General features: G+C 41.4%; 24 protein-coding genes. 8 read left to right on the forward strand and 16 right to left on the reverse strand.

Annotated elements, in window-relative coordinates; translation table 11 throughout:
• The first annotated feature begins 263 nt into the window (after nt 1-263).
• Entirely contained in the window at nt 264-1,655 is a 1,392-nt protein-coding gene (locus PZB74_RS13855; protein WP_302236982.1) for a porin, read from the forward strand.
• 109 nt (nt 1,656-1,764) lie between these two features.
• Nucleotides 1,765-3,114 carry an adenylyltransferase/cytidyltransferase family protein gene (locus PZB74_RS13860; RefSeq protein WP_302236985.1) on the forward strand — a complete coding sequence of 450 codons (1,350 nt, stop codon included), beginning with the start codon at nt 1,765-1,767 and terminating at the stop codon, nt 3,112-3,114.
• A 15-nt stretch (nt 3,115-3,129) separates the two neighbouring features.
• On the opposite strand, the gene PZB74_RS13865 is transcribed toward PZB74_RS13860, so the two are convergent.
• From PZB74_RS13865 to dnaK, 4 genes are all read right to left on the reverse strand, one after another.
• Nucleotides 3,130-3,858: a hypothetical protein gene (locus PZB74_RS13865; RefSeq protein WP_302236987.1), complete on the reverse strand. Its 729-nt coding sequence runs from the start codon at nt 3,856-3,858 to the stop codon at nt 3,130-3,132.
• A gap of 139 nt (nt 3,859-3,997) precedes the next feature.
• Entirely contained in the window at nt 3,998-6,544 is a 2,547-nt protein-coding gene (locus tag PZB74_RS13870; RefSeq protein ID WP_302236990.1) for an ATP-binding protein, read from the reverse strand.
• Nucleotides 6,545-6,960: 416 nt separating this feature from the next.
• Nucleotides 6,961-7,521 (reverse strand): NUDIX hydrolase, encoded by a 561-nt coding sequence (locus tag PZB74_RS13875; protein WP_302236992.1) that lies wholly within the window; start codon nt 7,519-7,521, stop codon nt 6,961-6,963.
• Nucleotides 7,522-7,644: 123 nt separating this feature from the next.
• A complete protein-coding gene (gene dnaK / locus PZB74_RS13880; RefSeq protein WP_302236994.1) occupies nt 7,645-9,585 on the reverse strand; it encodes a molecular chaperone DnaK in 1,941 nt (646 codons plus the stop codon).
• Between the two features lie 432 nt (nt 9,586-10,017).
• Between dnaK and PZB74_RS13885 the strand changes: the two genes are divergently transcribed.
• Nucleotides 10,018-10,776 (forward strand): carboxypeptidase-like regulatory domain-containing protein, encoded by a 759-nt coding sequence (locus tag PZB74_RS13885; protein ID WP_302236996.1) that lies wholly within the window; start codon nt 10,018-10,020, stop codon nt 10,774-10,776.
• Nucleotides 10,777-10,902: 126 nt separating this feature from the next.
• Here PZB74_RS13885 and PZB74_RS13890 read toward each other — a convergent pair whose 3' ends face one another.
• Both PZB74_RS13890 and PZB74_RS13895 read right to left on the reverse strand, forming a co-directional pair.
• A complete protein-coding gene (locus PZB74_RS13890; protein ID WP_302236998.1) occupies nt 10,903-12,216 on the reverse strand; it encodes a Gfo/Idh/MocA family protein in 1,314 nt (437 codons plus the stop codon).
• Between the two features lie 125 nt (nt 12,217-12,341).
• Nucleotides 12,342-12,554, reverse strand: coding sequence for a hypothetical protein (locus PZB74_RS13895; RefSeq protein WP_302237001.1), 213 nt, complete (start codon nt 12,552-12,554; stop codon nt 12,342-12,344).
• 338 nt (nt 12,555-12,892) lie between these two features.
• Here PZB74_RS13895 and PZB74_RS13900 point away from each other — a divergent pair, with 338 nt between their 5' ends.
• Nucleotides 12,893-13,279 (forward strand): hypothetical protein, encoded by a 387-nt coding sequence (locus tag PZB74_RS13900; protein WP_302237004.1) that lies wholly within the window; start codon nt 12,893-12,895, stop codon nt 13,277-13,279.
• Here the strand turns inward: PZB74_RS13900 and PZB74_RS13905 are convergent.
• The 5 genes from PZB74_RS13905 to modA form a co-directional block, all read right to left on the reverse strand.
• Entirely contained in the window at nt 13,274-14,257 is a 984-nt protein-coding gene (locus PZB74_RS13905) for a histidine kinase dimerization/phosphoacceptor domain -containing protein (protein WP_302237006.1), read from the reverse strand. The genes PZB74_RS13900 and PZB74_RS13905 overlap by 6 nt on opposite strands.
• 160 nt (nt 14,258-14,417) lie before the next feature.
• The gene (locus tag PZB74_RS13910; RefSeq protein ID WP_302237007.1) at nt 14,418-14,675 is read right to left on the reverse strand and encodes a DUF4212 domain-containing protein; all 258 of its coding nucleotides are present in this window, start codon (nt 14,673-14,675) and stop codon (nt 14,418-14,420) included.
• Nucleotides 14,676-14,718: 43 nt separating this feature from the next.
• On the reverse strand, nt 14,719-15,570 hold the full coding sequence (locus PZB74_RS13915) for an ATP-binding cassette domain-containing protein (protein WP_302237008.1): 852 nt from the start codon (nt 15,568-15,570) through the stop codon (nt 14,719-14,721).
• Nucleotides 15,567-16,241, reverse strand: coding sequence for a molybdate ABC transporter permease subunit (gene modB, locus PZB74_RS13920; protein WP_302237011.1), 675 nt, complete (start codon nt 16,239-16,241; stop codon nt 15,567-15,569). The genes PZB74_RS13915 and modB overlap by 4 nt, the downstream gene beginning before the upstream one ends.
• A gap of 1 nt (nt 16,242) precedes the next feature.
• Nucleotides 16,243-17,025 (reverse strand): molybdate ABC transporter substrate-binding protein, encoded by a 783-nt coding sequence (gene modA, locus PZB74_RS13925; protein ID WP_302237013.1) that lies wholly within the window; start codon nt 17,023-17,025, stop codon nt 16,243-16,245.
• A 230-nt stretch (nt 17,026-17,255) separates the two neighbouring features.
• On the opposite strand from modA, the gene PZB74_RS13930 reads away from it, so the two are divergent.
• The 4 genes from PZB74_RS13930 to PZB74_RS13945 all read left to right on the forward strand — a co-directional run bounded on the left by PZB74_RS13930 (nt 17,256) and on the right by PZB74_RS13945 (nt 21,982).
• Nucleotides 17,256-18,119, forward strand: coding sequence for a substrate-binding domain-containing protein (locus PZB74_RS13930; RefSeq protein WP_302237014.1), 864 nt, complete (start codon nt 17,256-17,258; stop codon nt 18,117-18,119).
• A 210-nt stretch (nt 18,120-18,329) separates the two neighbouring features.
• Complete coding sequence (locus PZB74_RS13935; protein ID WP_302237015.1) at nt 18,330-19,121, forward strand: N-formylglutamate amidohydrolase; 792 nt, start codon at nt 18,330-18,332, stop codon at nt 19,119-19,121.
• A gap of 1 nt (nt 19,122) precedes the next feature.
• Entirely contained in the window at nt 19,123-20,964 is a 1,842-nt protein-coding gene (locus PZB74_RS13940; RefSeq protein WP_302237016.1) for a peptidase MATCAP family protein, read from the forward strand.
• Nucleotides 20,942-21,982 carry a glutathione synthetase gene (locus tag PZB74_RS13945; protein WP_302237018.1) on the forward strand — a complete coding sequence of 347 codons (1,041 nt, stop codon included), beginning with the start codon at nt 20,942-20,944 and terminating at the stop codon, nt 21,980-21,982. The genes PZB74_RS13940 and PZB74_RS13945 overlap by 23 nt, the downstream gene beginning before the upstream one ends.
• A 126-nt stretch (nt 21,983-22,108) precedes the next feature.
• Here the strand turns inward: PZB74_RS13945 and PZB74_RS13950 are convergent, their stop codons facing one another.
• The 5 genes from PZB74_RS13950 to PZB74_RS13970 all read right to left on the reverse strand — a co-directional run bounded on the left by PZB74_RS13950 (nt 22,109) and on the right by PZB74_RS13970 (nt 26,148).
• Entirely contained in the window at nt 22,109-22,717 is a 609-nt protein-coding gene (locus PZB74_RS13950) for a YceI family protein (protein WP_302237021.1), read from the reverse strand.
• Nucleotides 22,718-22,830: 113 nt separating this feature from the next.
• The gene (locus PZB74_RS13955; protein WP_302237024.1) at nt 22,831-23,907 is read right to left on the reverse strand and encodes a TPM domain-containing protein; all 1,077 of its coding nucleotides are present in this window, start codon (nt 23,905-23,907) and stop codon (nt 22,831-22,833) included.
• Entirely contained in the window at nt 23,900-24,550 is a 651-nt protein-coding gene (locus tag PZB74_RS13960; protein ID WP_302237025.1) for a TPM domain-containing protein, read from the reverse strand. Before PZB74_RS13960 ends, PZB74_RS13955 begins: the two co-directional genes overlap by 8 nt.
• A 2-nt stretch (nt 24,551-24,552) precedes the next feature.
• Nucleotides 24,553-25,590, reverse strand: coding sequence for a LemA family protein (locus PZB74_RS13965; protein ID WP_302237027.1), 1,038 nt, complete (start codon nt 25,588-25,590; stop codon nt 24,553-24,555).
• A 108-nt stretch (nt 25,591-25,698) separates the two neighbouring features.
• Nucleotides 25,699-26,148, reverse strand: a complete 450-nt coding sequence (locus PZB74_RS13970) for a VOC family protein (protein WP_302237029.1) — start codon at nt 26,146-26,148, stop codon at nt 25,699-25,701.
• Nucleotides 26,149-26,163 lie beyond the last annotated feature (15 nt).

Genomic DNA, 26,163 nt, shown 5'->3' on the forward strand with positions numbered 1-26,163 from the left:
TGACTATTGATGTATTGTATGATAACTAGTTATGTGTGCTTAATATCTATTTAATTGCCTAATTTACCCCCTAAAGTGTAAAGAGATTGCTATTTAGAAGTTTCTCGTTTCATGGACTTTTTTAAAAATGTACCTAAGTAATTTATTTAAACGTGTTTAGCTAGCGCTACCACTTAGCTATTCCTAAAATCAGATAAAATTTTAGATAAAGGCCTTGAATGATATTTTTTATAAATTTGCCACTTTTGAAACCAAACTTTACTATGAAGCATCGCGTAACATTTTTTCTGACTTTACTATCAATTTTTGCCAGTAGTACTGCTGCTTTTGCTCAAGGTTCAGACCTTTACAAGGGAGGAATTCATATACCTGTCGGACAGGATAGTAGCAAATACATAAGAATAATATTGCTGAATCAGTTTTGGGCAAAGTGGACCGAAAATAATCCCGGAACAGTAGGAGCAGATGGAGAACTGGCAGAGCATAGTTTTGATATAGGGGTAAGAAGAGCGAGGGCTACAGTCTATTCTCAGATATCTCCCCGTTTTTTAATCTTCACTCAGTTTGGTATCAACAATCAGACATTTATTAATGGTGGTGCTCCTGGTCAGGGACCCAAAAAGCCGCAGATGTTTTTTCATGATGCCTGGACTCAGTACACTGTAGTACCTGGAGTTAACCCTTTAACAAAAGAAACTAATGTTTTTTCCCTTGACCTGGGGATGGGGTTACACTTTTGGAATGGGGTTTCGCGCTTTTCTAATGCCAGTGTCGCCAGTTTTATGACAGTAGACTTACCCGTATACAATTTTCCTAATATTGAAAGAACCGACCAGTTTGGAAGGCAGTATGGAATCTTTGCCAAAGGTAAGGCAGGCCCCCTGGATTACCGCTTTCATATGAATAAGCCTTTCGTTTACAGTGAGCTTAATCAGGTGAATGAGGAGCGTGCAGTCAACATACCATCAGATAAAGTTGCCTGGGGTGGTTATGTGGCCTATGAGTTTCTGGAGAGAGAAGGTAACCTTTTGCCTTACCGTACAGAAACCTACGTTGGCTCCAAAAAAGTATTTAACCTGGGAGCAGGATTTTATCATCAGCCTGAGGCCAGTGGTATACTGGCTGCCAATGCTACATTAGAAAAGCAGGATCATACAGCCTGGGCGGTAGACGCTTTTTTAGATTATCCTTTTGGAGTACAGGGAATGGCAGTTACTGCTTATTCTGTGCTTTATAACTATAATTACGGCACTAACTATTACCGTAGTGTAGGTATTATGAATACCGCAAGCGGACAAACTGCTGCTCCCGCTGGCTTTGATGAGGCAGTGTCGGTAGATGGCTTTGGTAATGCGGAGCCGCTGCTTGGTACGGGTAGCATATGGATGACACAGGCAGGCTTGTTACTTCCTGGCGACCTGATTGGCAGTTTGGGTAAGTTGCAACCTTTTGCTCGTCTGGAATCCAAAAATCTGGACTACCTGGATGATAATGTTTTTCAGACAGATTTTGGTATTAACTGGTTTATAGAAGGGCAAAACGCTAAGATTACGTTACAATACGGCACTCGCGAAGTGTTTATCAGGCAGGGGAGCAATATTATATCTGACCAGAGAAAAGGGCAATGGACGCTACAGACTCAAATCTATATTTAAGCCTTACCTTAGCACTATATAACAATCTTACACAAAGAAAATACAAAATTGATGCTCTGGCTGAGAGACATTTCGTAGTTTTGTAACTTTTTGAAGCAAATCCCTTTTTATGTTTGATAGTATCAAGGCCAAGGTGCTGGATGCGAAAGAGCTACCCGCAATACGTGAAAAGTACAGAGATCAGAAAATAGTTTTTTGTACCGGATGTTACGATATACTACAGTCGGGCCATGCGGTCTTCTTCAACCAGTGTAAAGCTTTTGGAGATATTTTAGTCGTAGGGGTAGGTAGAGACTCTACCCTTAGAGCTCTTAAAGGCCCGGACCGACCTGTTAACCCTGAAACCAATAGAGTTCACCTTATCGCGGCACTACAAGATGTAGATTTTGCTGTACTTAACGATACACATATTGGAGAGGGCAAAATAGACTGTAAAGAAGTACTCTCTGAACTGCGACCAGATGTATACGTCCTTAACGACGATGACTCAGGGCTGGTATTTAAAGAAGAACTGTGCAACCAACTGGATATTCAGATTCAGCTGGTTAAAAGAGAAGTACCGCCAGAATTATCGCCAACTTCTACGACAGATATCATTAATAAAATTAATTATGCGTTTAAAGCGCCCCTCCGTATAGACTTTGCCGGTGGTTGGGCCGATGTCCCCTACATTATGAAGGGGAAAACCGGCTATGTTTCTAATGTGGCTATTATGCCATTTATAGAAAAACGTGGAAGTAATTATAATTTCTCCGGCTACCCCCGTGGAAGTGGGCTAAGCACTTCTACAGCAGTTAAGCTGCTTGAAATGATAAGCAACGGCAACTACAACTCAAAGGATAAAACCATCAGTGAAATAGCCGAAGACCTTTTTACCGGAGAAAATAAAGATTTGAATTGGGCAATTGGGCGTCAGGATCAGTATGCTATTGTTTATGGTGGATTCCATTGCTTTGAGTGTAGTGATGACTATGCCAAGCCATTAGATATAGAAGTACCAAAAGATACGCTGGAAGCATTCAGAAAAAATTTGCTGCTACTACATACCGGAGTCTCTCGTAATGCTCAGTCTGCAGTAGAGCAGGTGTATCAAAATTATCAGTCAGAGGAGGGTAAACGTGCTCTGGATGTGATTTCTGATTGTGGATATCGCTTTGTGTACGCCCTGGCCGAAGGTGACTTTATGGCCTGTGCTAACATTATGGATGAAAACTGGGAGGCACAGAAGCAACTAGCCCGTGCCAGTACCAATGAGAACCTGGATGCTATGTACACCTTTGCCAAGCAGCATGGAGCCTATGGAGGTAAAATTTGTGGTGCAGGGGGAGGAGGTGCATTTATCTTCTATTGTGAAGACCCAACCCAGCTGAAGCTAGCCATGAAAAAAGAGTTTGTAGACTGTTTTGAAATAGATTTTGAGTTTTCTTATCAGGATATAAAAGAACTAAACGCACTCTAAAGAGTGCGTTTTTTTTTAGTTATAACTATAAGGCTTAAGGGTAAAGATATCTGCTCTGGGCACCGAATCAAATACTGCTATATCTGAGAGCCCTCTCTCTCCGCGGTTTCCAGAAAGTTTTATACCATTATAATCCTGGTAGTCTGTCCAGGGGGTTATAAAGTTGGGTGAGTCCAGTTGAGCTTCGCTGTAATACGCCCATTGCTTAATCAGACGTTCATCCTTATCTACATAAACCTGATATTTGTTTTGGGGAGTAAAGCCAACCTGTTCAAAGCGGAGCTCTAATACATCCGCCATAGCTCCATTCTGCATACTATCTTCTCCGACATAATTAAGCGTAACCCCGCTATCTTTCAGCTTAAAAGGCATAACCAGCCAATAGCTATCATTGACCCAGATTTTTTTGCCTTGTTCAATATATTTTTGGAGAGAATCGTTCGTGCTAAGCTCCTGACCTTTTACGAGCACTTTTCCTTCATCATTATTTACGTTGATCAGGTAGATAGCGGAATCAGCGGGTACGTCAATACGCACGTCACCGGTCTTTTTGTCCCATAGCAGAGTACGGCGGCCAAAGAAATTCCAGCGTAGATAACGGGTTTCGTCCCAGGCTGCTCTTCCACCCATAGCTTCCATCACTTCATCAGCGATTTTTATTGCTTCGGGGTCAGAGTTCTTTTCGTTAAAACCTTCTGCTGCCGGGTTGCTACTTGCTAGACCTGCGCCATTTACCTTCTCCATGTTCTCTGCATTTTGCGAATTACAGGAAAAGTAAATGATGCTACTTAGACAAAGTATGAGTTGGCTTAGTTTCATGGTGTTAGTTAGGTTGATATAAGGCACAACTAACGAAATTAGCCGGAAAGCATCAAACTTTTACTTAGGCCGGAGCATCAGAACTGACAACTTTTTCGTGCAATGTGTTAATGTATTTTACCGATTCGTTGGAGGTACGCTTAATATCTTCCAGCAGCAGGCGAATTTCTGTATCGTTAATCTCGTCTTGCGTAAGCACCTGCTTAAGCATATCCAGTTTTTGATACAACTCCTGGTTTTCTATCATTTTAATAGAAGGCTGAAGTTTGTGCATTATTCTACGAAGGGTATAGGTATCTCTTTTCTCTGTCGTTTCTTTAATTTGCTGTGATAAATGCTGAAAGCTACTTCTCAGTGAGCTTAAAAGGGTTTGTACAAACTCTGTATCGTCGCTATAATCGTTTAGTATCTGACAAAGTGTCATGACATTATCCTCCTCATCTTTGCTGCTTGCTACAGGTACTTCAATAGATAATTTAAGATTTTTAGCAATAGCATTATTAAGCTCTTCTGGTTTAAAGGGCTTGGAGAGGTAGTCATCCATTCCAGAACTGTGTACCCTTTTGCGAACATCTGATACTACATCTGCGGTAAGAGCAATGATAGGAATTTGCTGATACTCTTCACCTAATTGCCTAATAGCTCTGGTAGCATCATAGCCATTCATAATAGGCATCTGTAAATCCATCAGAATGATATCAAATTTCTTTTGCTGCACTATGCTTACTGCCTGCTCTCCATTTTCCGCAAAATAAACTTTGACTCCCATGCGGCTAAGAAAATTAGAAGCTACAATTCTGTTGGCATGATTATCTTCTACCAGCAGAAGCTGTACGTTATCTAGAGAATAGTTAGCTTTTTCAATAGCCTGTAAAGTCTCTTCTGTTTGCGCCGACTGGTCTATCTCGTATTCCAGTTCAAAGCTAAAAGTACTGCCTATTCCTTCTTTACTTTTTACGCTAATCTGGCCCTGTTGTAAGTCTACCAGTTTCTTGCAGATAGTAAGCCCGAGGCCGGTACCTCCATACTTACGAGTAGTATCTTCCTGAGCCTGCGTAAAGTTTTCAAAGATCTGACCCAGTTTATCTTCATGAATACCAATACCGCTATCGCTCACTTCAAATAGAAGTTTGATAGATTGCTTATGTGCTTGCATTACTCTAAGCCGAATGGTAATAAAGCCTTCGTTGGTAAACTTAAGGGCATTGCTTACCAGGTTATTCAGTATTTGAGTAAGTCGTACCTGATCTCCCAAAAGCTGAGTGGGCAGGTTCTCATCGAGATCTACTCTCAGGTCAATGTTTTTTTCCTGAGCACGATTAGAAAATGCTTTCCTGACACCTTCAATCACGCTGTTTACATCAAAATTAATCTTCTCCAGCTTAATTTTACCGGCATCAATTTTTGCCAGGTCCAGTATATCATTAATAATAGTTAGTAAGTGGTTGGCAGAAAACTCCAGACTCTTCAGGTATTCCTGCTGCTGCTGAGTGGGCTCAGCATCTTTAAGTAGGCGTGTCATACCAATTACCACATTAAGTGGCGTACGTATTTCGTGGCTCATGGTGGCCAGAAAGTTCTGTTTGGCATGAGCCTGTTTAACCGCCTTTTCCTTTTCTCTCTGTAGTTTGCGTTCCGACCTCACGTGGTTGGTTACATCTATTGCTACACAGGTAGTACCAATTTTTCTGCCTTCGCTATCCAGCAGAGCGGAGCAGCTCAATTCTACTGGAATTTTTTTACCCAGCCGATGAGGAATAGTAAAATCGCCAGACCAGGACTCTTTTCTACTTAGTTTACTAATAAACTTTTTTCCGGTGCGTCGGTGCTCGTCTCGAATGAGTACTTCAATAGCAGGCTTGCCTAATACCTGGCTGCTGGTCCAGCCAAAGAGGCGTTCTGCACATTTATTCCAGTAAGTAATGTTATGATGCAGATCGGTAGCGATAATAGCACTGTTTACCTGCTCTAGCAGAGAAGTCTGAAGGTTAATCTGATTTTGAGCTTCTTTGTGTTCATTAATCTCTTCTCTTAAGCGCTTGGTGGTATTTTCCAGCTCAAATGTTCTTTCTTGTATCAGTTTTTCCAGGTTCTCCCGATGCTCTTTCAGACTATCTTCAGCTTTCTTTCTTTCCTGAATTTCAATGTTAAGCTGACCGTTTACCTCTTTTAGTTTATGATCAGAGATATGGGTAGATAGTTTACTAAGCAAAGCGCCCACTATGCCTAAGGCCACCAAACCAAATAGTAAAGTTGTAAGCGTCATGATGATAGGGTTAGTCTGAGAGACTTCTGGCAGGAAAGGTTCTGGGGCAAATGAGAATCCGTTAATAGCGGCAAATACGAAGAAAACCAATAGAAACAAATGTAATTTTCTCCATTTTCTTTCATGGGATAATATAAGGCATAGGCCAGCAGGCAGGCATAAAATCAGAATAGTAACCAAGGGGGTAGATAGTGAGTGCCAGTATGAAGTTCCTAAAATAAAGAAGCTGGCTTCGTTGATATGAGGTATTTGCTCCTGCAAATAACTCATATCTAATATTACATTCTTCATTCCCCATAGTATAGAAGCCTGAAGCTTCTGATAGGCGTATAAAATCGTGCTCATAAGAAAAAATTATGATAATCCTTAACCCTTCTTCCCAATTACAATTAAAAAATTATTGCTTAAGCAATATGTTATTGTGCTTTTTTAAGTCGGTTGTAAGCTTTAGTGTATATGTTGCTGCACATACAAAAGTTTTATGGAGTAGTTAGCACTTATATTGATTTCTTCTCTAACTAATATTCCAATAGTTTAAATTTACGCATAGGATGTGGGTTTTTGGTTTACGAATCGTTTAAAAAGTTACATCAGTAGAAATATGCCCTAAACAAAACAAAAACGTATTGATAAATATATATTGTATTATTTTGGTAGTTAAAATTACTTAAATCTATCTGATGATATTCTCACGATTGAGTGGAAAACCTATTGTTCAAATAGATGTCATAAAATTATTGAAAACACAAAAAAATACAATTTTATCTTTTGGGGCTTTTTCTATGGAAATCTTCGGGATAAAATGTACCAATATGTACTCCTGGGTGATTCGTGGTGTTTTCTAAATATTTTTTAAGAGCAAAGGTACTGGAGCTAAAGGCCATTTGCGACCAGGGAATTTGTTCGGGGGTAAAAAGTCTTACTTCCAGACTTTCGCTACCACAAGAAAATTCATGATTTTTAAGCCTTGCCAAAAAATGTAAATACACCTGATTTATGTGGGGGAGATTGTATATGCTGTGTAAACGAATGATCTCAACATTTGCATGGGCTTCTTCTCGGGTCTCGCGTATAGCGCCTTGCTCTACCGTCTCGTTGTTTTCCAGATAACCTGCTGGCAGGTTCCATAAACCGTATCTAGGCTCTATTGCACGCTTGCAGATCAGTATTTTGTCTTCAAACACAGGTAGGCAGCCTACTACTAATTTGGGGTTTTGGTAATGAATAGTATGACATTGCTGACAGACATAACGCGCGCGATTATCACCCTCAGGAATGCTGAAATTAAGTTGTGCGCTTCCACAATGGCTACAGTAGTTCACAGTAATGGCTTATGTATATAAAAAATATGTAGTTGGATGGATAATTTAAAAATAAATTTCTAATGATATAAAAAAAGCCCCGCCGGAGCGGAGCTTCAATTAATTAGGTATAACTAGACACTATTATTTTTTGTCTTTGTCATCTACTTCTTCGTACTCTACATCAGATACGTCGCCATCGGCACTTGCGTCAGCGGCTCCACCATCTGCCTGTGGGCCTCCTGCTGCACCACCGGCGGCACCTGCCTGGTCAGCACCAGCAGCCTGGTACATTTCCTGAGATGCATTTTGCCATGCGCTGTTTAGCTTGTTCATTGCAGCATCAATAGCATCAAGGTCTTGTTTGCTATGAGCTTCTTTAAGTTCAGCAAGCGCGTCTTCAATAGGTTTCTTATTGCCTTCAGAAAGCTTTTCGCCAAACTCTTTAAGCTGCTTTTCGGTCTGGAAGATCAGCGAGTCAGCAGAATTAATTTTCTCAATTTTTTCTTTTTCCTGCTTGTCAGACTCAGCATTAGCTTCAGCCTCTTTACGCATCTTGTCTATTTCTTCTTCAGTAAGTCCGGAAGAAGCCTCAATTCTAATCTTTTGCTCTTTACCAGTTCCTTTGTCTTTGGCCGATACGTTCAGAATACCGTTCGCATCTATATCAAAAGTTACTTCAATCTGAGGTACACCTCTGGGAGCTGGTGGAATTCCGTCAAGGTGGAATCTACCGATGGTACGGTTCTGGTTCGCCATAGGACGTTCACCTTGCAGCACGTGAATTTCTACAGAAGGCTGGTTATCAGAAGCTGTAGAGAATACTTCAGATTTTTTAGTAGGGATAGTAGTATTCGCTTCTATCAGTTTTGTAGATACACCACCCATAGTTTCAATACCCAATGAAAGAGGGGTAACATCTAGAAGAAGTACGTCTTTTACATCTCCTGAGAATACACCACCCTGGATAGCGGCACCAACGGCTACTACCTCATCAGGGTTTACACCTTTAGAAGGCTTCTTGCCGAAGAATTTTTCAACTTCTTCCTGAATTTTAGGGACACGGGTAGAACCACCCACTAAAATTACTTCGTCAATTTCAGAAGAAGAAAGTCCTGCGTCATCCAATGCTTTCTTGCAAGGCTCCATGGTTCTGCGAACCAGGTCGTCAATAAGCTGCTCAAATTTAGCGCGGCTTAGTGTTCTTACCAGGTGCTTTGGAATCCCATCTACCGGCATAATGTAGGGTAGGTTAATCTCTGTGCTGGTAGAGCTTGACAACTCAATTTTAGCTTTTTCGGCAGCTTCTTTCAAACGCTGCAATGCCATAGGGTCTTTTCTCAGATCTATGCCCTCGTCTTTCAGAAACTCTTCAGCTAACCAGTCAATGATTTTACCATCAAAGTCGTCACCACCCAGGTGTACATCACCATTCGTAGATTTTACTTCAAATACGCCATCACCTAGCTCCAGAATAGAGATATCAAAAGTACCTCCACCTAAGTCATATACCGCAATGGTAATATCTTTATCTTTTTTATCCAGGCCGTATGCCAGTGCAGCGGCAGTAGGCTCGTTAATAATTCTTTTAACGTTAAGGCCAGCAATTTGACCTGCTTCTTTAGTAGCCTGACGTTCAGCGTCGTTAAAGTAAGCTGGTACAGTTACTACTGCTTCGCTTACGGTAGTTCCAAGGTAGTCTTCAGCGGTTGACTTCATCTTTTGAAGTATCATTGCAGAAAGCTCCTGAGGAGTATACAGGCGATCGCCTATTTTTACTCGGATAGTATCGTTACTTCCTTTATCCAGTTCGTAAGAGACATTTTTTCTTTCATCTGATACTTCAGAGAATTTTTTACCCATAAATCTCTTTACTGAACTAATTGTATGATGAGGGTTGGTAATTGCCTGTCTTTTAGCAGGGCTACCTACCTTACGCTCTCCATTACCATTGTCCAAAAACGCGACCACAGATGGGGTCGTCCTTCCGCCTTCGCTGTTCGGGATGACAACGGGCTCGTTACCCTCCATTACAGCGACGCAGGAGTTTGTTGTTCCTAAGTCTATTCCTATAACTTTTCCCATAATGTCTTATTGATTCGGTTTTATAATTTCAATTTCACACTAAAATTATCAATGCTTATGCCAAGCGCCTATCTAATGACAGATTGTCAGAAATGTGGCGAAAAGCATGTTTTTGTATTAAAAATGAGTGCCTATTCGGCAATTTATGTCAAAGCGACGCATGCTAATTGTCAATAAACGTACGAACCAGAGCGGGTGTATAAGTGTTTGCAATGGCATATTAACAAACACCTATCACTAAAAATGAATGTCCGCTAAGCAATAGCTTAGTTTTTATTCGTTTCTCTTTAAGGTAGCTGCAATAAACCAGATTGTAAGCTGCAAGTAGGAGAATATGATTAAATTCATTTAAATTAGTGGTCCAAGTGATGGCTTCGCCAGATTGTTTGCCCTTGGAGTAATGACTGGGCTTTTTAGATAGATGACTAGACTATGAGGTATATTTATATTGTGGTTTTGATCTTTTTTTGCCTGCCAGCTTTGGTACAGGCTCAGGAACAAAAAGATGAGACAATTAGCCTGTCAGGCACTATAGTAGATAAGGATGGAGCAGTAGTTCCTTTTGCTACTATTTCAGTAGCTAAAACTGGCAAGGGAGTTATCAGCGATGATGAAGGTTTCTTCTTTATTAAATTTCCTAAAAAAGATACCTTGGTACTTTCTACAGTAGCCCATGAGACCCAGCACCTTTATTTTGGCGATACTGCCACCACAGATAATTATGATCTGCAAATCCGTTTAAGCGAGCAGACGTATGCCCTGGAGAACGTTACCATTTTTGCTTTTAAAGACGAATACGCATTTAAAAAGGCGATCTTAGAAATGGACGATCTGCCTAACGAAAAGCAGGGTATCCATATACCAGGATCTTATTACGGGCCCAGAAAGGAAGTAAAAGCCAATGCGCTTAATCCTGTTTCGTTTATAGCCGGACGTTTAAATAAGCGAGCTCGTTACGAAAGAGAAGCCAGACAAAAAATTGCAGAAGCCAAGCAGAGCGATGCGCTTGCTAAAAAATACAATCGTGCTTTAGTAGAAAAAGTGACCGGGCTAAAAGAAGATACTTTGGATAAGTTTATGATGTACTGCCGTATGAGAGATTTGTTTGTTGAGCAGCCTAATGAGTATCAGGTAATTTTGGCTATCAACCAGTGCTATAAAGACTTTCAGAGAGAACAAACGAGAAATTAAACAGCTTTATTAGTATATAAAATGTAAAGCGTAGCTCAGCTACGCTTTTTTATTAAATATAAGTCAGTAGAGGGTAAAGCTACAGATACCCCATTAATTTGCAGAGCTGTAGCTTTATTTATTCGTTTAGACCTTCCAGGAGCCTCTCATTTTTCTGGAGCGCATAGCATTCGCTTCTTTATCACCTTTAAACTCTTCTTTTTTAGGGTCCCACTTTAAGGGCCTGCCTAACTCATAGGCGATGTTACCGATGTTACATACCGATGCGGTACGATGCCCTATTTCCACATCGCAAATGGGCTTTTCTCCTGTTTTGATGCAGTTCAGCCAGTCCTGATAGTGATTGACACTGTGGTAGAGGTGGGTATCGTTTAACCCAATAGACTGATGTTTTATGTTATCAGGCACATTCAGGAACTGACGACTAACTTCTATAGTCCCTTCGGTACCCACAAAACGAACGGCATTGCCTTTGCCAAAATCTTCTCTGGTCATGGGTATGCCATTGTCATAGATGTAGGTAAGCACTTTAACATCTTTACCATCGGGGGGTAAAATTTCTACCGGACCTGATTGATCTTTGCCAAGTGCCCACTGCGCAATGTCAAACATATGAGCTCCCCAGTCGGTCATAAGTCCTCCACCGTAATACTTGCAGTAGCGCCAGCGAGGCCAGCCATCCCAAGTAATAGGAGGGGCAAAATGAGAGCTATATCCTCTTGAGGGCGCTGGTCCTAGCCACATATCCCAGTCAAGGTAATCAGGTGTAGCTTCATCAGCTTGTTCGCATTCGTCGGGCGGGCCACCTACACTTACTACCACTTGTTGTATGTCTCCAATATAGCCGTTGGCTACCAGCTCGGCTGCTCTATGAAAATCTGACCATGAGCGTTGCATGCTACCCGTTTGTAGCACAATATTATTATCGCGGGCGGCATCTACCATAGCACGTCCTTCGCTAATGGTAAGAGATAGAGGCTTTTCACAGTATACGTGTTTTTTTGCATTGGCAGCAGCTATAGATGTAAGGGCATGCCAGTGGTCTGGTGTAGCTACAATTACACCATCTATATCTTTACGTTCCAGCATCTCGCGGAAGTCTTTGTAACCATCAATCATTTCAGAAGATGATCTACCATTATTTTCACTATAGTAGGTAGCTACTTTTTTTTGAAAAGCTTCCAGTTTCTGGCTGTCTACATCACAAGCTGCAACAACTTGTACTTCAGGAATCTTTATGAAATTCTGGAAAAGAGCCCCACGGCCTTGTCTGCCGGTACCAATATAGGCAAGATTAAATTTATCGCTTGGCGCTGTAAAGTTTGGACCTCCTAAAACATGGCGAGGTACCAGACTGACACCAGCTAACGCAGCTAAGGAAGATTTTACAAATTTTCTGCGTCCGCTCTCTCGCTCGGACTTTGCTTGTAATTGATTCATTGTAGTGTTATTGGTTGTTGTTAAGTGTTTAACCAATATACAATAAATCAGAAGCAGGATAAAGAAGTCGCTCTAAGTCTGAACATATGAGCAACAAATGAAGCAAAATTTACTAACTGAAAAATTTAAGGTTGCCTGTTTTTTTTCTGCTGAACCTCAATCAGTTCTTCCACAGACTGATTAATATCCTCAATAGAGTTTAAGATTTTTCTTAAATGGTTGAGTTTGCTGGTGGACTTAAAACGCTCACCGTTTCTGCTTCCTTTAGAGTTTTTGCTTATCTCCGCTATGTCAGATTTAAGCTGTTCTACCACTACTTTAATGCTTTCTTCCTTCATACTGTGTGTATTTAGTATACTGCCTTAGATGTACGTGGGCATAGATAAAGTGTTAGGCAGTACATCTATTCTAACTCAAATACTGTACATTGTTTAGGTGACTATTAAAATTAATTTTCATAGTTTAAAATATTATTGATATAGTTAAATTTAAGGGTGATTTCCTCCTGGGATACTTAGTATTTACTCGCAAAAACTTATTATGAGAAAAACATGCGTAATGCTGGATAATTTAGCATTTCACTGATATTCACACATGTGGTAGATACACAGGCTTTCGCTTTTTTTAAAAAATATATTGGTTTCAAATTGCAGGGGTGTAGAAGTGTAGAATAGATATGAAAGTTATGTATACTGAGAAGAAAATCAACATCAACATAGATTATACCTATATAGAGGAGGTTTTTGAATCAAAGGAAGAGTATAAGTATTTTCTACAAATTATGTGTTTTGAATTTGAGGAAGCCATCAACAAGCTGACAGAGGCTATAGAGAAGCATGATGGGCATAGCTTCCGTAAAACAATGCATAATGTAGGGTCTCACCTGGAGATGCTAAGAGCTAATGAACTTAGCCATTTTCTAAAAGAAATTAAACCCCAGGTAGAGAATGTAGGCTTTGCCGGAGAAAGCAAAGAACAGCTTATCCAGCAAATAGATCATGCATTCAAAGACGTAATCCAACATGTAAAATCTAAATGTGAGGAGCTCTCAGAAGCTTCATAAAGGACATCGCAAGCTCAATATATTTTGAGCTGATTCTCCAATCTTTACATCTGCCTGCAATTGTCTGCCTAACGCATTAATTAACTGCTTACTAAAAGCTGGAAACTGTGTGTTAGGCATATTTTTTACCTTAAGCTCAAGCACAAACTCATCTGCCTCCTGCTTGGCAATTATTTTTATCTTCTGATTAGCCAGCAATTCCTCTTTAATACTATTAAAGCATTCTACCAGAACTATACCCAATGCATAAGCCCTGTTAGCTTGCCAGAAAATACTCTCCTGCTCAAAAGTAAGTTTAGAGTTAATCTGTAACTGACCTAAAAGTTTAGGTAGATACTCTTCCAGATCAATAGAGTCAGGCTCTTCACCTTTGTATAAAAGCTCAAAAGCGATTGCAATGGCCAGCACACGCTTCTGAGAGTTGGTAACTACTTCTTTGGCTTCTGACTGTAGCTGAACAGATTGTAGATGCAGAAGGCCACTTATTTCGTGCAGGGTATTTTTAAACTGGTGCTGCATCTTTTTAATGTGCTCTTCCAGGTCTGTAGCCTGATGAGGAGGCATAGGCACCAGAATCTCCATTTTGTAGCGCTTATCCTGAGAAGAAACAATGCGAGAAGTAATAGAACGGAGTTGAAGGGGGTGACCTTCTTTGTGTTGGAAAGTCCATTCAGCCGCATTTTCATCAGACTGTCCGTCCAGGTACTCATGATGCAACATAATGGCATAAGCTCTCATTTCTGCCGGAAGCAGTTCTATAAAGCTTTTATCAAGCAGTTCCTCTCTCTTATAGCCGAAAGTATGACAGAAAATTTCGTTGAAATCTACGATTATACCGTTTTGATCGGTGACGCAGTAGCCATCACTTAGATGTTGTTTGATATTTTCAATAAACTGAAATGCTGTTTGCTTTTGCATTTGTGCTTCAAAGTCGTTGGACTTTGAGGTTGTGGAACCTGAAGAAGGAGACTCGCTCATGCGCGCTGGGGTTTACGGACTGAGAATCATACATAAAGATTACGCTATACTGACTATAAAGCATAATCATTTATTATCAGTAACAAAGTAAATGAAGAAAATTCATTGAGCAAATCTGCAAACAAATACTCAGGTATGTTTTTGGTAAAAATACAGAAATTTATTCTTCGTCTACCTCGTATTTTTTGTCAAGTCGGTTCATAAGCCAGACATAAATAAAAATAAGAACGACGAAAATGTAGATAGATCCCTGCTGGGCAAACCAAAAGCCTAGTTTAAATCCTCCCATTTTTATCTGGTTAAGCTGATCTGCAAGTAAAATTCCGAAACCATACGAGCAGACAAACCATATAGATAGCAAAATAAGCAGGTATTTGATGTTGTTCTTCCAATAAGCCTGCATCTTGTTGTTGTTCATAGTTTTAGTGTTGTGTAAAGACAATATATTAGAATTTTTCTGATTAGTCAGCCTGTACGACAATTTGCCCGGCATTAACCTGAATGCGATCCCCCATACTAAAGGCGTAAGATAGAGGTAAAGGAAATTTTAACAGTCCACTCAGCCTTTCGTCCTGCATAATAAAAAAATTTTCCTGTGTATTTATTTCTATTACTTCGCCTTTAAATTTACCATCAGCCACTACGGCTAAGGTTTCATGGGGCTTACATTGTTGAACTACCTTGGCATCTTTCAGAATTAGCACCTGCTCTGCCATACGGGCTACTTCCATAGCATCATGACTTACCAACAGCATTGTAGTTTTGAACCTCTGGTGAAGTGCAAGAATATCTTTCTGAAGCTTTTCGCGCATATACTTATCCAGGGCAGCAAAAGGCTCGTCTAAAAGCAAAAGCTGCGGTTGCCGTATAATGGCCCGAGCCAAAGCGACACGCTGTTGCTGTCCTCCGGAAAGCTTTTGTGGGTATTGCTTCGCTAGCTTATCCAGCTCCATAAGGGCCAGTACTTCACCTACCAAATCGCGAGAAGAGTTAGCGGGTAGGGCATAGCTCAGGTTACGACCTACGCTCATATTTGGAAAGAGCGCATAGTCCTGAAAAACAAACCCGATACTACGCTGCTGAGGCTTTAGCCATGTATGGTGGGTGCTGCTATACCATAGTTCTCCATCAACTTCTATAATACCCCGGTCCGGGGGCATAAGGCCCGCCAGCATTTTGAGGATACTGGTTTTACCTGCTCCTGAAGGGCCCATCAGTGCCCAGATGCTATGTTCAGGCATTTCAAACTGCACATCGAGCGCTAATTTTCCTTCGCTTCCCAAAAGTTTTTTCTCCAGCCTGACTTTAATCATATTACCCCCTCCACTCTTCGGTTTTGATAAAAGTATACACAGAATAAAACTACGAAAGAGAATAGCAATAGTATAGTTGCATAGATGTTTGCATTGTCAAAGTTCAGCATTTCTACTTCGTTGTAGATAGCAATAGACGCTACTCTGGTCTCTTCCGGTATATTTCCCCCAATCATAAGTATAACACCAAATTCGCCTATGGTATGGGCAAAAGTCATTACCAGGCCAACAATAACAGATGACCTGACATTGGGTAGAAAAACATGCCATAGCGTATTCCAGCGAGATTTACCGAGTGTATAGGCAGCTTCTTTGTAGGAAGCTGGAAGGTTTTCTATGGCGGATAAAATTGGGTTAACCATAAAGGGTAAACTGAAAATCAATGAGCCAATGACCAGTCCGGGAAAGCTAAATACCAGCCGGAGGTCAAACAGTTGATCGCTAAGTTTTCCTAACCAGCCTTCCGGTCTAAGTATAATGAGAAGGTAGTAGCCCAAGACAGTAGGGGGGAGTACCAACGGCATACTTACTACTGCTTTTAACAAAGGCTTAATTGCTGATTGGGCAAAGTAAATTAAATACACCAGTGGGATAGCTAGCAAAAAAAGTAGAACGGTAGTAATACCAGCTAATTCCAGACTAAGTACGAAGGGTTGTAGAAGCTCCGACATATCAGTTCACTTTCTCGTAGCCAAAATTTTGTAATAGCTGTTGTGCATCCTCGGAGCGTAAGAATAAAAGAAAGTGCTGTATTCCAGCCTGGCTGGCTTTGGCCTGTTGTAACACAAGTAAACCGTGGTTTAAACACTCTGTGGCAGAAGTGCTATTTTCTATCTCCATCCAATGTCCTCTGTTTCTGAGCTCCGGGGCATGTCTTGCAGATACAGCAGTAAATGCAGCATCTACCGCACCCGAACGTATATATTGGTTGACCTGACCTATACTTTCTCCATATATTATCTGCCCTTTAATTTTGCCCCAAAGCTTATTTTCCTGCAACCAGCCCCTGGCCCGTCTGCCGTAAGGGGCTAATTCAGGCCGGGCGATAGCTACCGATTTAACATGACTTTGGTTTAGCCAGTCTTTAAGCGGTTTGTCAATTTCTTTTTTACTCCAGAAGACGAGTTTTCCTTTTGTAAAAATTTCTACCTTCCCTTTTCCGTACCCTTCTTTTAGCAGTTTGTTCGGGTACATCATATCCGCTGATAAAAAGATATCGTATGGTGCGCCATTCATAATTTGTGCTGTCAGCTTGCCCGACGAACCAGGTATAAGTATCAACTTATTTTGATATTGCGACTCATACTTTTCCTTTAGTTGCTGCATAGGAGAAAGCAGGTTGGCGGCAACTGCCAGTCTGATGGCTTCCTCTTGTGCAAAAGACTGTGAGTGAACAGTAAACAAAGAGACTAAAGTAATTAGTAGAGATAGACATAATGGTTTGGACTTCATCATCCGCCTGCAAAATTGAGCGATTAGATAGTTTATACGGAACGCTGAATTATTTATTACCCAAAAGAAACAAACAATCTTGCTGGCTAAAAGCGGTAGGCTTAGTATCTCTTCAGTACAGCTACGCTGTAAAATAGAACCGTCAAAAAGTTTCCGGAATGTGTACTTATCTCTAATTTGCACCATATAAAGGTAAAATTAGTATTGCACCACAAATTAACAAGTACAAATCTATGGCTAAGCCTGTTCGTTTGCATGTGACCGGAGTTCCTGAACATTTTAATTTACCCTGGCATCTGGCTATTGAGGAAGGTGCTTTTGCTGAGCAGGGCGTAGAAGCAGTTTGGCAGGATGCTCCCGGAGGTACCGGAGCTATGATGCAACAATTGGAAAATGGAGAAGCGGATATTGCTATTGCGCTTACTGAGGGGGTAGTTGCCAGTATAATTAAAGGAGTAGCAGCTAAGATTGCACAGCTATTTGTTCAGACACCTCTTAGTTGGGGTATACATGTAGCGGCCAACAGTGAGTTTAATACGGTAGAAGACTTTAAGGGAAGCCGTTTTGCCATTAGCCGACCTACTTCGGGCTCTCATTTAATGGCTTTTGTACTGGCCCAGCAAAGTGGCTGGCTTACCCAAAAAATGAGCTTTGTAGAGGTAGGTGGAATAGAGGGCGCACGACAGGCTTTAGCAAAACAGGAGGCTGATGCTTTTATGTGGGAGAAATTGATGACTAAACCCCTGGTAGATAGTGGGGAGTTCAGAAGGGTAGGAGAGATAGATACACCCTGGCCCTGTTTTGTGGCGGCTGTAAGAGAAGATGTACTTCAAAGTAAAAGTGAAGCTTTAAAGCATGTATTTCAGGTCATCAACACTTATGCTGCGAGCTTTAAGCAGAGAGAGAACGCGCAACAACTGATAAGCGATAGGTTCAAGCTTGAGCAAAATGATGTATCTGAATGGCTACAAAAGACAGAGTGGGCGCAAAATGCCCAGGTGTCTACTGCTATGCTGGATGAAGTAATGCATACACTTGAGGCAGTAGGTGCTATTTCACAAAAAGTACCTCCCGAACAACTGCTCGTTCGGTTCTGACGTTTTACGGATTTGTTGCCAAAATGCTACGGAGAATGGGGTGTAAATCCCCATTTTCATGTACTATTAATTTATGTTAGCTCTCCCAATAAGAGCAGGAGTAAAAGAAAAATCATTGTTATTTTTAAATTTAGCAGCTTTTTGCCTGTTTTAAGCTTCAAAACTGTATAATTTTTAATCTTGTGGCGGCCAAATTGTATCATTTACAATATGGTACACATAGAAATAAATACAGGAGAAAGCCCGATAGTGGCAGCTGCCATTCATAACGGGCATATGATCCGGCCAGAGCTTCTGCCGTACCTCAACCTGCATGAGTCAGAGAGGTTGAGAGAAGAAGATCCCTATACTACCCAGTGGCTGGAAATATCTGACAACACGATTAAGGTGCATAACTCACGCTTTGAGGTGGATGTCAATCGGCCCAGAGATAAAGCTGTGTATGCCAGACCAGAAGATAGCTGGGGGCTACATGTCTGGAAAGAAGAAGTGCCTGACGAGATCATGGAGAAATCCTTAAATATATATGACAACTTTTATCGTCAGATTGCCGATCATTTTGATCAGCTGCTACTCAAGCATGAGTGGCTGATTGTTTACGACTTCCATTCTTACAATTTCCGTAGAGAGGGGGTAGACCGTTATGCCAGTCCGGAAGAAAACCCGGAAATAAATATTGGAACGCGAAATATGGAGCGTCAGCTCTGGGGGCCGGTAGTAGACACCTTAATAGATTGTTTTCGCACCTACAACTTTGAAGGTCGCCATCTGGATGTAAGAGAAAATGTTAAATTTAAAGGAGGCTACTTTAGCCAGTGGATATATGAAAATTATGGGGAAAGGGTATGTCCTTTGGCTATAGAAGTGAAGAAGTTTTTTATGAACGAATGGACAGGGGAGGCTAATGAAGAGCAGCTTAAACACCTGAAAGAGCTGTTTATATCTTCTATGCTACCAGTGCGCAGAGCTGCCGAGAGTCTGTTTAAAGTAAGCACTGTATAATATGCTAAGCAAAGCTTTTATAGCATCTGTCTGCCGATCTATGGAGAGGGGTAAAAGTATTAACCGACGCTTGCCAAAAGGAGGGAAGTTGGTTATAGATAAGCCCTTGCCGTATGTCTGTGTATATCGCTATACAGACCAGGCGGATCCCTATCTTTCCGGGTTGCTCAAAACGCAGGGTGCTTACATTATTGCTCATGCTGAACTGGATATAGAGCACTTACTCTATCAATTATCTGCTACTGCCGCTCATAAGTTTCATGCTTTTATGCTTCTGGAACTATGGTTAGCCCCTGAAGATGAAATTGATACATTTAAAATATATTCCCCCGCTGACCGCTCACCAGCTACCATTAAAGCTCTAAAGCAGGGGTTTGACGAAATAGAAGCGCTATATACACCGCTACAGGTAGCTATCTTTAATACGATAGACCGCCATCCACCGGGCATGAGTCCTTTACTTTCTTTGGAGAAATCTAAAGAAGTAGGGACCCTGCAAATTGGTATAGAAGTACCTCTCATCTATAAAGACGAAAAAGGAAATCTTTATGCATTACTCTACCGGAAAGTAAGGCGAAAAATAGGACAAGTACTAAAAAAAGCCGCTTATGAGTTTATAAGGGTACAAACCTCTAACACTTTTGAGCACTACCTTGTGCTTGGCAAAACTCAGCTTACGCAGCTGGTACGTTCTGTAGATAAACAGCTCGCTGAAGTAAGCGAAAAAATGAACTTCCTGCTTAGGGTAAGTCCGGTTAACCAGACTGTAGAGTTTGAAAACTTCAAAAAACATAATTATGCTAAAGAACCGGAGTTTAATTATCGCCTCATCTCATTAGATCCGGAAGAGGAAAAGCGTAAATTATTTAATCTACAGCTGGAAAATATAGAAGATCCTACACTGGCCTTTTTGTTCAGAGATAAAAGAAACGAGCTGGAAAAGCAGTTGATGATGTTGGAAGAGAGAGAGTCTGCCAGTTTTTTGCCATTAAGTAACAGTTTGTATGGTACACTGGGTAAAGAGCTTATAGGAGCTGCCCACGAGATATTACTAGATGTAGAAGATGATTACTCAGAACAGCAAGAGCTACTTGGCCCTCAGGAGTTTAAAGCTTTGGCAGAGACAGAGCTGTCACTTTATCATCAGCAATTCCCTGATGTAGTTTTGGGAGTAGAGGTGAGAAAAGATATTAGCGGGATCATGGTTTCTAAAGGTAAGCTTTTGATTGCCGAAGATTTTAGTGTAGAAGCTTCACGCGCTAAAGCCTTAATTCAGCATGAAGTAGGTACCCATATTCTTACATACTGTAATGGAAAACATCAGCCATTTAAACTGTTTTACGCTGGTCTGGCAGGTTATGATCCTTTGCAGGAGGGCCTGGCTGTACTTTCAGAGTACTTGGTTGGTGGACTTACTGCATCTCGTCTCAAAATTCTGGCCATTAGGGTAGTGGCTGTTGACGCATTGTGTGAAGGTGCAGATTTTATAGAAACATACCGACTGCTTACCCAAAATTACAATTACCCTGAAAAAGCAGCCTTTAATATTTGTACCCGAGTACATAGAGGAGGAGGACTCACTAAAGATGCAGCATACCTGAAAGGACTATTACAACTAATGAATTATCTGCGACAGGGTGGAGCGATAGAACCACTTTACGGAGGCAAGTTCGCTGCTACTCACATTCCATATGTTAAAGAGCTGATGCATCGCAGAGTGCTCAGAGCTCCTTTTTTGCCTTCATTCCTTACTGGTAAAGCTGCGAAAGCACGTTTGGCCAGCGTGAGGGAAGGTTTACCAGTAACCAAACTAATTAGCCATGAAAATAGCATTCATCATTAATAGCATAGAAACAGAAAGAGAAACCTATACCACAATTTACCTGGCGCTATCTGCTTACAAAAGGGGGCACGAGGTGTACCTGATTAGCGTTGGCGACCTGGGCTATACATCTGATGGGCACATGGTAGCCCGGGCAAAGACAGTAAAAGAACATAACTATAAATCCTCTACTACTTTTTTAAAAGATTTAAGGCAGGCAGAGGATGTGAATGTTAGTTCCGTAGATCTGGATGTGATTTTTTTAAGAAATAACCCTGCCGATGATCTTAACGAAAGAAACTGGGCACAAAACGCGCCGTACATCTTTGCTCAAATAGCGCTTAAAGATAATGTAATTGTATTAAACCACCCTGGAAGTTTATCTGATGCGATCAATAAAATGTACTTTCAGCATTTTCCTGAAATCCTGAGACCCAAGACTATTATTACACGTAATCCGAAAGAAATACACGAGTTTTTCGGAGAACAGAAGGAAAAAATGATTCTGAAACCTCTTCAGGGCTCAGGGGGTACCAATGTGTTTATGGTAGATCGTAAATCTAAAAATAACCTTAACCAGATTATTGAAGCTATTAGCCGAGATGGTTATGTAATTGCTCAGGAGTACCTGCCTAAAGCCAAAGAAGGAGATACTCGCCTGTTCTTAATGAACGGCGAACCTCTGCACTGCAATGGTAAATATGCGGGCTTAAGGCGTGTTAATCAGCCTGATGAGGTTAGAAGTAATATACATGCGGGAGGTCAGCCCCAAAAAGCAGATGTCACTGAAGAAATGCTTCAGCTTATGCAAATTCTTCGCCCTAAACTAATACAGGATGGTATGTTTCTGGTAGGTGTAGATATTGTAGGAGATAAGTTGATGGAGGTGAATGTATTTAGCCCCGGGGGGCTGAGCTTAATGTCACAAATGTATGACGCGGATTATGGAGCTGAAGTCATTAAAGCTATAGAGAAAAAAGTGTACTACAAGCAGACTTACGATCGGGAAGTGGACAATGTAACCATTGCTACATTGTAAATTTTGTAATCTGTGGAAGCGGAATCTATTTGTCTGTTAATTCTTTTCGAATTGCGATAGCCTCTAATAAAAAAAAAAAAAAGCCTCACTTGCAATAGTGAGGCTATTACTACACAGTAGTAATAATTATTTACCTACGGCAGTATTAGCTTTAAGGCTTACTACCAAATCAAATTCGTCGTAGATTGTTTTGTCGCCCAGGTCATCAAAAAAGCTACCAGAGCCATAACGTACATTATATTTTGAACGGTCCACTACGATAGTTGCGTCAGCAACTACTTCGCTGTCGCTTACTTTTACAGTAGCAGGAAAGCTTACTTCTTCAGTGATTCCTTTAATTGTCAAATCTCCTGTAATATTGTACTGATTTCCTTTTTTAACTTTTGCTTTAGTAATAACAAATTTGGCAGTAGGGTACTGCTCAATGCCAAAAAAGTCGTCAGACTTAAGGTGCCCATCCAGTTTCGTTTTATACTCGCCTTCAAGGTCAGTAGTTTCTATAGTAGTCATGTCTATAAAAAACTGTCCACCTACAAGTTTATTATTATCTACTTCCAGGTTTCCGTCCTTAATCTGAATAGTTCCAGTATGTTCGCCAGTAACTTTACGTCCGGTCCATATCAGCTTGCTATCCTTTGCGTCTACTTCATAAGAAGTAACTTTTTCAGGATTAGTAAATGAGGCTAGCACAACTGTGGCAAATACAAATGAAGCAAAAAGTTTAATAGTTTTCATTAGTTGATTTTGGTTGAAATGATGATTGTTATAAATTTAATTGTATATACAACTAATGTCTAGTAAAGGTTTCAGTATTTTTTGTTTTTACGAAAAAAAAATGATTAAAAAGTTTACCAGCCTCCCGAAGCTCCTCCGCCACCACTAAATCCGCCACCTCCGCTGAAACCACCTCCAGAAAAACTTCCTCCACTAAATCCACCACTACTACCTCCTCCTCCAACTATTACAGTTTTGCTCTTTTGGAGTCGGGGAATGCGATAGGTTTTAGTGTCGGTGTAGTCGCAATTTTTGCAGGCGTATACTCTTTCACCACGACCGTCATGTGCATAGGTCGCACTTCTTACCACTCTGGATGACTTACGGTAATATGTTTTGTGCTCGCATTTAGGACAACTAGAGTAGGTGCGCTGCCAGAAGTTATTATATGGAATTACCAGCACATCGCCCTCCTGACCAGAAACCCAGACATCATAGTCTACCGAGCCTATTTTCTCTTCTATTTGCTGGCCACGGTTCAGGTGAGAATCTTCTTCCTCTTCATCTAGTTTTTGCATTGGCAGTCCGGTTTCAAGGCTTAAGCGGGGGCGATTTCTTCTATGCCTTTTGAACAGGTAAATAGCCAAAACCATAATGAGTAGGCCTAAAAACATAATCAGCCACCAGTAGCTGCCCCCATCTTGTTGAGACTGTACAAAGGAAGAGGCAGGCATATCTGTTCCTTCAATTTTTCGCATGATTGCTGTGGCTCCCTCCTGAATGCCTTCGGAATAGTCACCCTGGCGGAAGTGCGGTACAATTACCTCACGGATAATGCGACTGGCATAGGCGTCTGGTAAGTCTGGCTCTAGTCCATAGCCTACCTCAATTCTTAATTTACGATCACGTGAAATTACGAGCAGTAGTACCCCATTGTCTTGACCAGCCTGGCCCAGTTGCCAGCTTTCAAAAGTGCGAAAGGCAAAGTCTTCCAGATTGCCTTCTTCCAGTGTGTTAAGGGTTAAAATTGCGATTTGGTGGCTGGTTTGCTGTTCAAATGCTGCAAGTTTAGCTTCCAGATTCTGCTCTTGCCCTTCAGGAATAAGGTCGGCGTAGTCATTAACCTGTGCCGATAGGGGAGGTACTTCCTGTGCCTGGCTACCTGCGAAAGCAATAAGCAGCATCGCTAATGTCAAAACATGCTTAGTCATCAATCTGAACCTCATCGGGCAACTGATTTTGATCATCAATAGCTTTTTGAATACCACTGGCTTCCAGCAAAGCTCCACATTCTTTTATAGCATCGCATATCGCCTGAGTGGTGTGCCCGCTACGGATAGTATTAATCATTTTTTGCAAAACATTTTCCCACTCTTTTTGCTCTACCAACTCGCTAATACCCAGGTCTGGTAGTATAACTGCCTGTTTTTCAAAATAACTTACAAACAGAAGTATGCCACTACGTTGCTCTGTGTGGCTAACGCCCTGCTCCACAAACAGCTGCCTAGCTTTATTTTCTACCGCCTGTTGCATGGTTTTATTGCTAATAAAAAAACGCTTGACTACAGAGAGCGATTCTGCCAGTGTGGCTCCGGCAATTCCTCCGGTAGTACAGATCAGTAGCCAGAGGTAAGGAGGTAGCCACAGCAATGACTCTGAGCTCAGATAAATAATAGTAAGTACCATACCAGTGATCAGGCTAAACAAAGCACCTGCCCGCCACAAACTTTGCTCGTACCAGGAGGCCTGCCTGCTAATTACCGGTACTATTTCTCCAGCAGAAAGCTTTTCTGCTTCTACAACTGCATTTTTAATTTGTAAGGACTCTTCTTTAGAAAATAGAGGGTATGCCATGCTTAGTCAAAATTTACTTCTGGAGCATTTTCAGCACCGGGCTGGGCGGTGAAATATGCTTTTGTGTCAAAGCTTAACAGCTTGTAGGGAAACTTACGAGCCTTGGCATTGTAAGCTTGTACAGCTTCGTTGAAGCGTTTGCGCTCAACTGAAATTCGGTTTTCTGTACCTTCCAACTGAGCTTGCAGATCACGAAAGTTTTCTGTGGATTTTACCTCAGGATAATTTTCAGCCACTGCTATCAGGCGCGAGAGTGAGGTTCCCAAAGCAGCCTGATTTTGTTCGTACTGGCGAAGGGCAGCGCCACTCAGTTGTGTAGGGTCTACACTGCTCTCCATCACCTGGCTACGTGCCCGGGTAATTTCTGTAAGCAGTTCTCGTTCAAAATTTGCAGAAGCCTCTACAGTAGACACCAGGTTGGGAATGAGATCCAGACGGCGCTGATATACATTTTCTACCTGTGCCCATGCTTCTACTGTTTTTTCTTCAGCACTTACCATAGCGTTGTAGGTAGTAAAATAAGCGATGACAAGTACGAGGGCAATTGCTCCAAAAACCATCCAGCGTATATATTTTTTTTGTGATGTGCTTTTATTCGTATAGGAGGATAAGACCTGCTCCCTCTGGCTAAGATCTTTCTTCAGCTTGTAAGCAGGAGCGTATTGGCTATCAATTAGTAGCGCCTGGTCCAGGTGATATTCTGCCTGATTAAAATCCGTAGAGTTTTGCTGCTTGCCTCCTCGGTTCATGTAAGCCTCAGCGGCCAGGGTATGCGCTTCAGCATCATTAGGGCGAAGCGCACAGGCCGCCTCCAACTCCTCTACGGCATCCTGCCAGTTGGCGTGGGCAAGATGATTTTTTCCTCTTTGCTTCTGGGCCTCTGCACGGCTCTGAGCCTGCTGCCAGTCATTTTCACTAAGACCGGAGTCCAGAGCAATCTGTTTGAGCTCCTGTTCAGTGTATTGGGTTTCCTGACGAGTATATTTTAACTCCATCAGTTTTTTTAGATAGCGATCCAGTGCGTCATCAGACGAAGCCATAATTGCTGGTTTTTTTTAGCTAAAATACAAGAATTACTGAGAATGCTAGGCAGGTAAACAATTATATTGGGTTAATGCGTATGTAGTGCCAAAGCAATAGTTTAGAGGCTAATTCCAGTGTTGAAGTTCCAGTATGTTACCTTCCGGATCTGTGGCGTATACAAAAGTAAGCATACCTACACCTTCTACTGTATGTTTGCAGATACTTCCCAGTGCTTTACCACCATAAGCTATTAGTTTCTGAAGCATCTTCTCTACATCATCTACCAGAAAGGCCAAGTGTCCGTAGCCCTTGCGGTTAGGTGCTGCTTCTGCTTTATCCAACATGTGAGTGTATTGGTAAATTTCTAGTGTAGGCCCCGCCTCGCCGTAGCCAGGTAAACGTAAGTGAACACCTTCAAATGCAGCGTTTGCTACCCCTGTGCCTTGGCTTAGCCAGTCTCCCGAAAGTTTACGCTGAGGGAGCACTTCTTTACAGCCAAATACGATGGTATAAAAATCGGCCAGCTCTTTCCAGTTAGAGCTTACAATATTGGTATGTACGTATTTAATGTTCATAAGCTAAAACACAAA

This window comes from Porifericola rhodea (assembly GCF_030506305.1).
GTDB lineage: Bacteria > Bacteroidota > Bacteroidia > Cytophagales > Cyclobacteriaceae > Catalinimonas > Catalinimonas rhodea.

Bases quoted from the DNA above. Each gene is read 5' to 3' on its own strand.
- PZB74_RS13915 (WP_302237008.1), bottom strand. From the start codon at position 15,570: ATGATTAAAGTCAGGCTGGAGAAAAAACTTTTGGGAAGCGAAGGAAAA.
- PZB74_RS13910 (WP_302237007.1), bottom strand. From the start codon at position 14,675: ATGAACAACAACAAGATGCAGGCTTATTGGAAGAACAACATCAAATAC.
- PZB74_RS13885 (WP_302236996.1), top strand. From the start codon at position 10,018: ATGAGGTATATTTATATTGTGGTTTTGATCTTTTTTTGCCTGCCAGCT.
- PZB74_RS13855 (WP_302236982.1), top strand. From the start codon at position 264: ATGAAGCATCGCGTAACATTTTTTCTGACTTTACTATCAATTTTTGCC.
- PZB74_RS13890 (WP_302236998.1), bottom strand. From the start codon at position 12,216: ATGAATCAATTACAAGCAAAGTCCGAGCGAGAGAGCGGACGCAGAAAA.
- PZB74_RS13870 (WP_302236990.1), bottom strand. From the start codon at position 6,544: ATGAGCACGATTTTATACGCCTATCAGAAGCTTCAGGCTTCTATACTA.
- PZB74_RS13905 (WP_302237006.1), bottom strand. From the start codon at position 14,257: ATGAGCGAGTCTCCTTCTTCAGGTTCCACAACCTCAAAGTCCAACGAC.
- PZB74_RS13965 (WP_302237027.1), bottom strand. From the start codon at position 25,590: ATGGCTTCGTCTGATGACGCACTGGATCGCTATCTAAAAAAACTGATG.
- dnaK (WP_302236994.1), bottom strand. From the start codon at position 9,585: ATGGGAAAAGTTATAGGAATAGACTTAGGAACAACAAACTCCTGCGTC.
- PZB74_RS13865 (WP_302236987.1), bottom strand. From the start codon at position 3,858: ATGGAGAAGGTAAATGGCGCAGGTCTAGCAAGTAGCAACCCGGCAGCA.
- PZB74_RS13950 (WP_302237021.1), bottom strand. From the start codon at position 22,717: ATGAAAACTATTAAACTTTTTGCTTCATTTGTATTTGCCACAGTTGTG.
- PZB74_RS13940 (WP_302237016.1), top strand. From the start codon at position 19,123: ATGCTAAGCAAAGCTTTTATAGCATCTGTCTGCCGATCTATGGAGAGG.
- PZB74_RS13895 (WP_302237001.1), bottom strand. From the start codon at position 12,554: ATGAAGGAAGAAAGCATTAAAGTAGTGGTAGAACAGCTTAAATCTGAC.
- PZB74_RS13935 (WP_302237015.1), top strand. From the start codon at position 18,330: ATGGTACACATAGAAATAAATACAGGAGAAAGCCCGATAGTGGCAGCT.
- PZB74_RS13955 (WP_302237024.1), bottom strand. From the start codon at position 23,907: ATGACTAAGCATGTTTTGACATTAGCGATGCTGCTTATTGCTTTCGCA.
- modA (WP_302237013.1), bottom strand. From the start codon at position 17,025: ATGATGAAGTCCAAACCATTATGTCTATCTCTACTAATTACTTTAGTC.
- PZB74_RS13960 (WP_302237025.1), bottom strand. From the start codon at position 24,550: ATGGCATACCCTCTATTTTCTAAAGAAGAGTCCTTACAAATTAAAAAT.
- PZB74_RS13930 (WP_302237014.1), top strand. From the start codon at position 17,256: ATGGCTAAGCCTGTTCGTTTGCATGTGACCGGAGTTCCTGAACATTTT.
- PZB74_RS13970 (WP_302237029.1), bottom strand. From the start codon at position 26,148: ATGAACATTAAATACGTACATACCAATATTGTAAGCTCTAACTGGAAA.
- PZB74_RS13945 (WP_302237018.1), top strand. From the start codon at position 20,942: ATGAAAATAGCATTCATCATTAATAGCATAGAAACAGAAAGAGAAACC.
- modB (WP_302237011.1), bottom strand. From the start codon at position 16,241: ATGTCGGAGCTTCTACAACCCTTCGTACTTAGTCTGGAATTAGCTGGT.
- PZB74_RS13900 (WP_302237004.1), top strand. From the start codon at position 12,893: ATGAAAGTTATGTATACTGAGAAGAAAATCAACATCAACATAGATTAT.
- PZB74_RS13860 (WP_302236985.1), top strand. From the start codon at position 1,765: ATGTTTGATAGTATCAAGGCCAAGGTGCTGGATGCGAAAGAGCTACCC.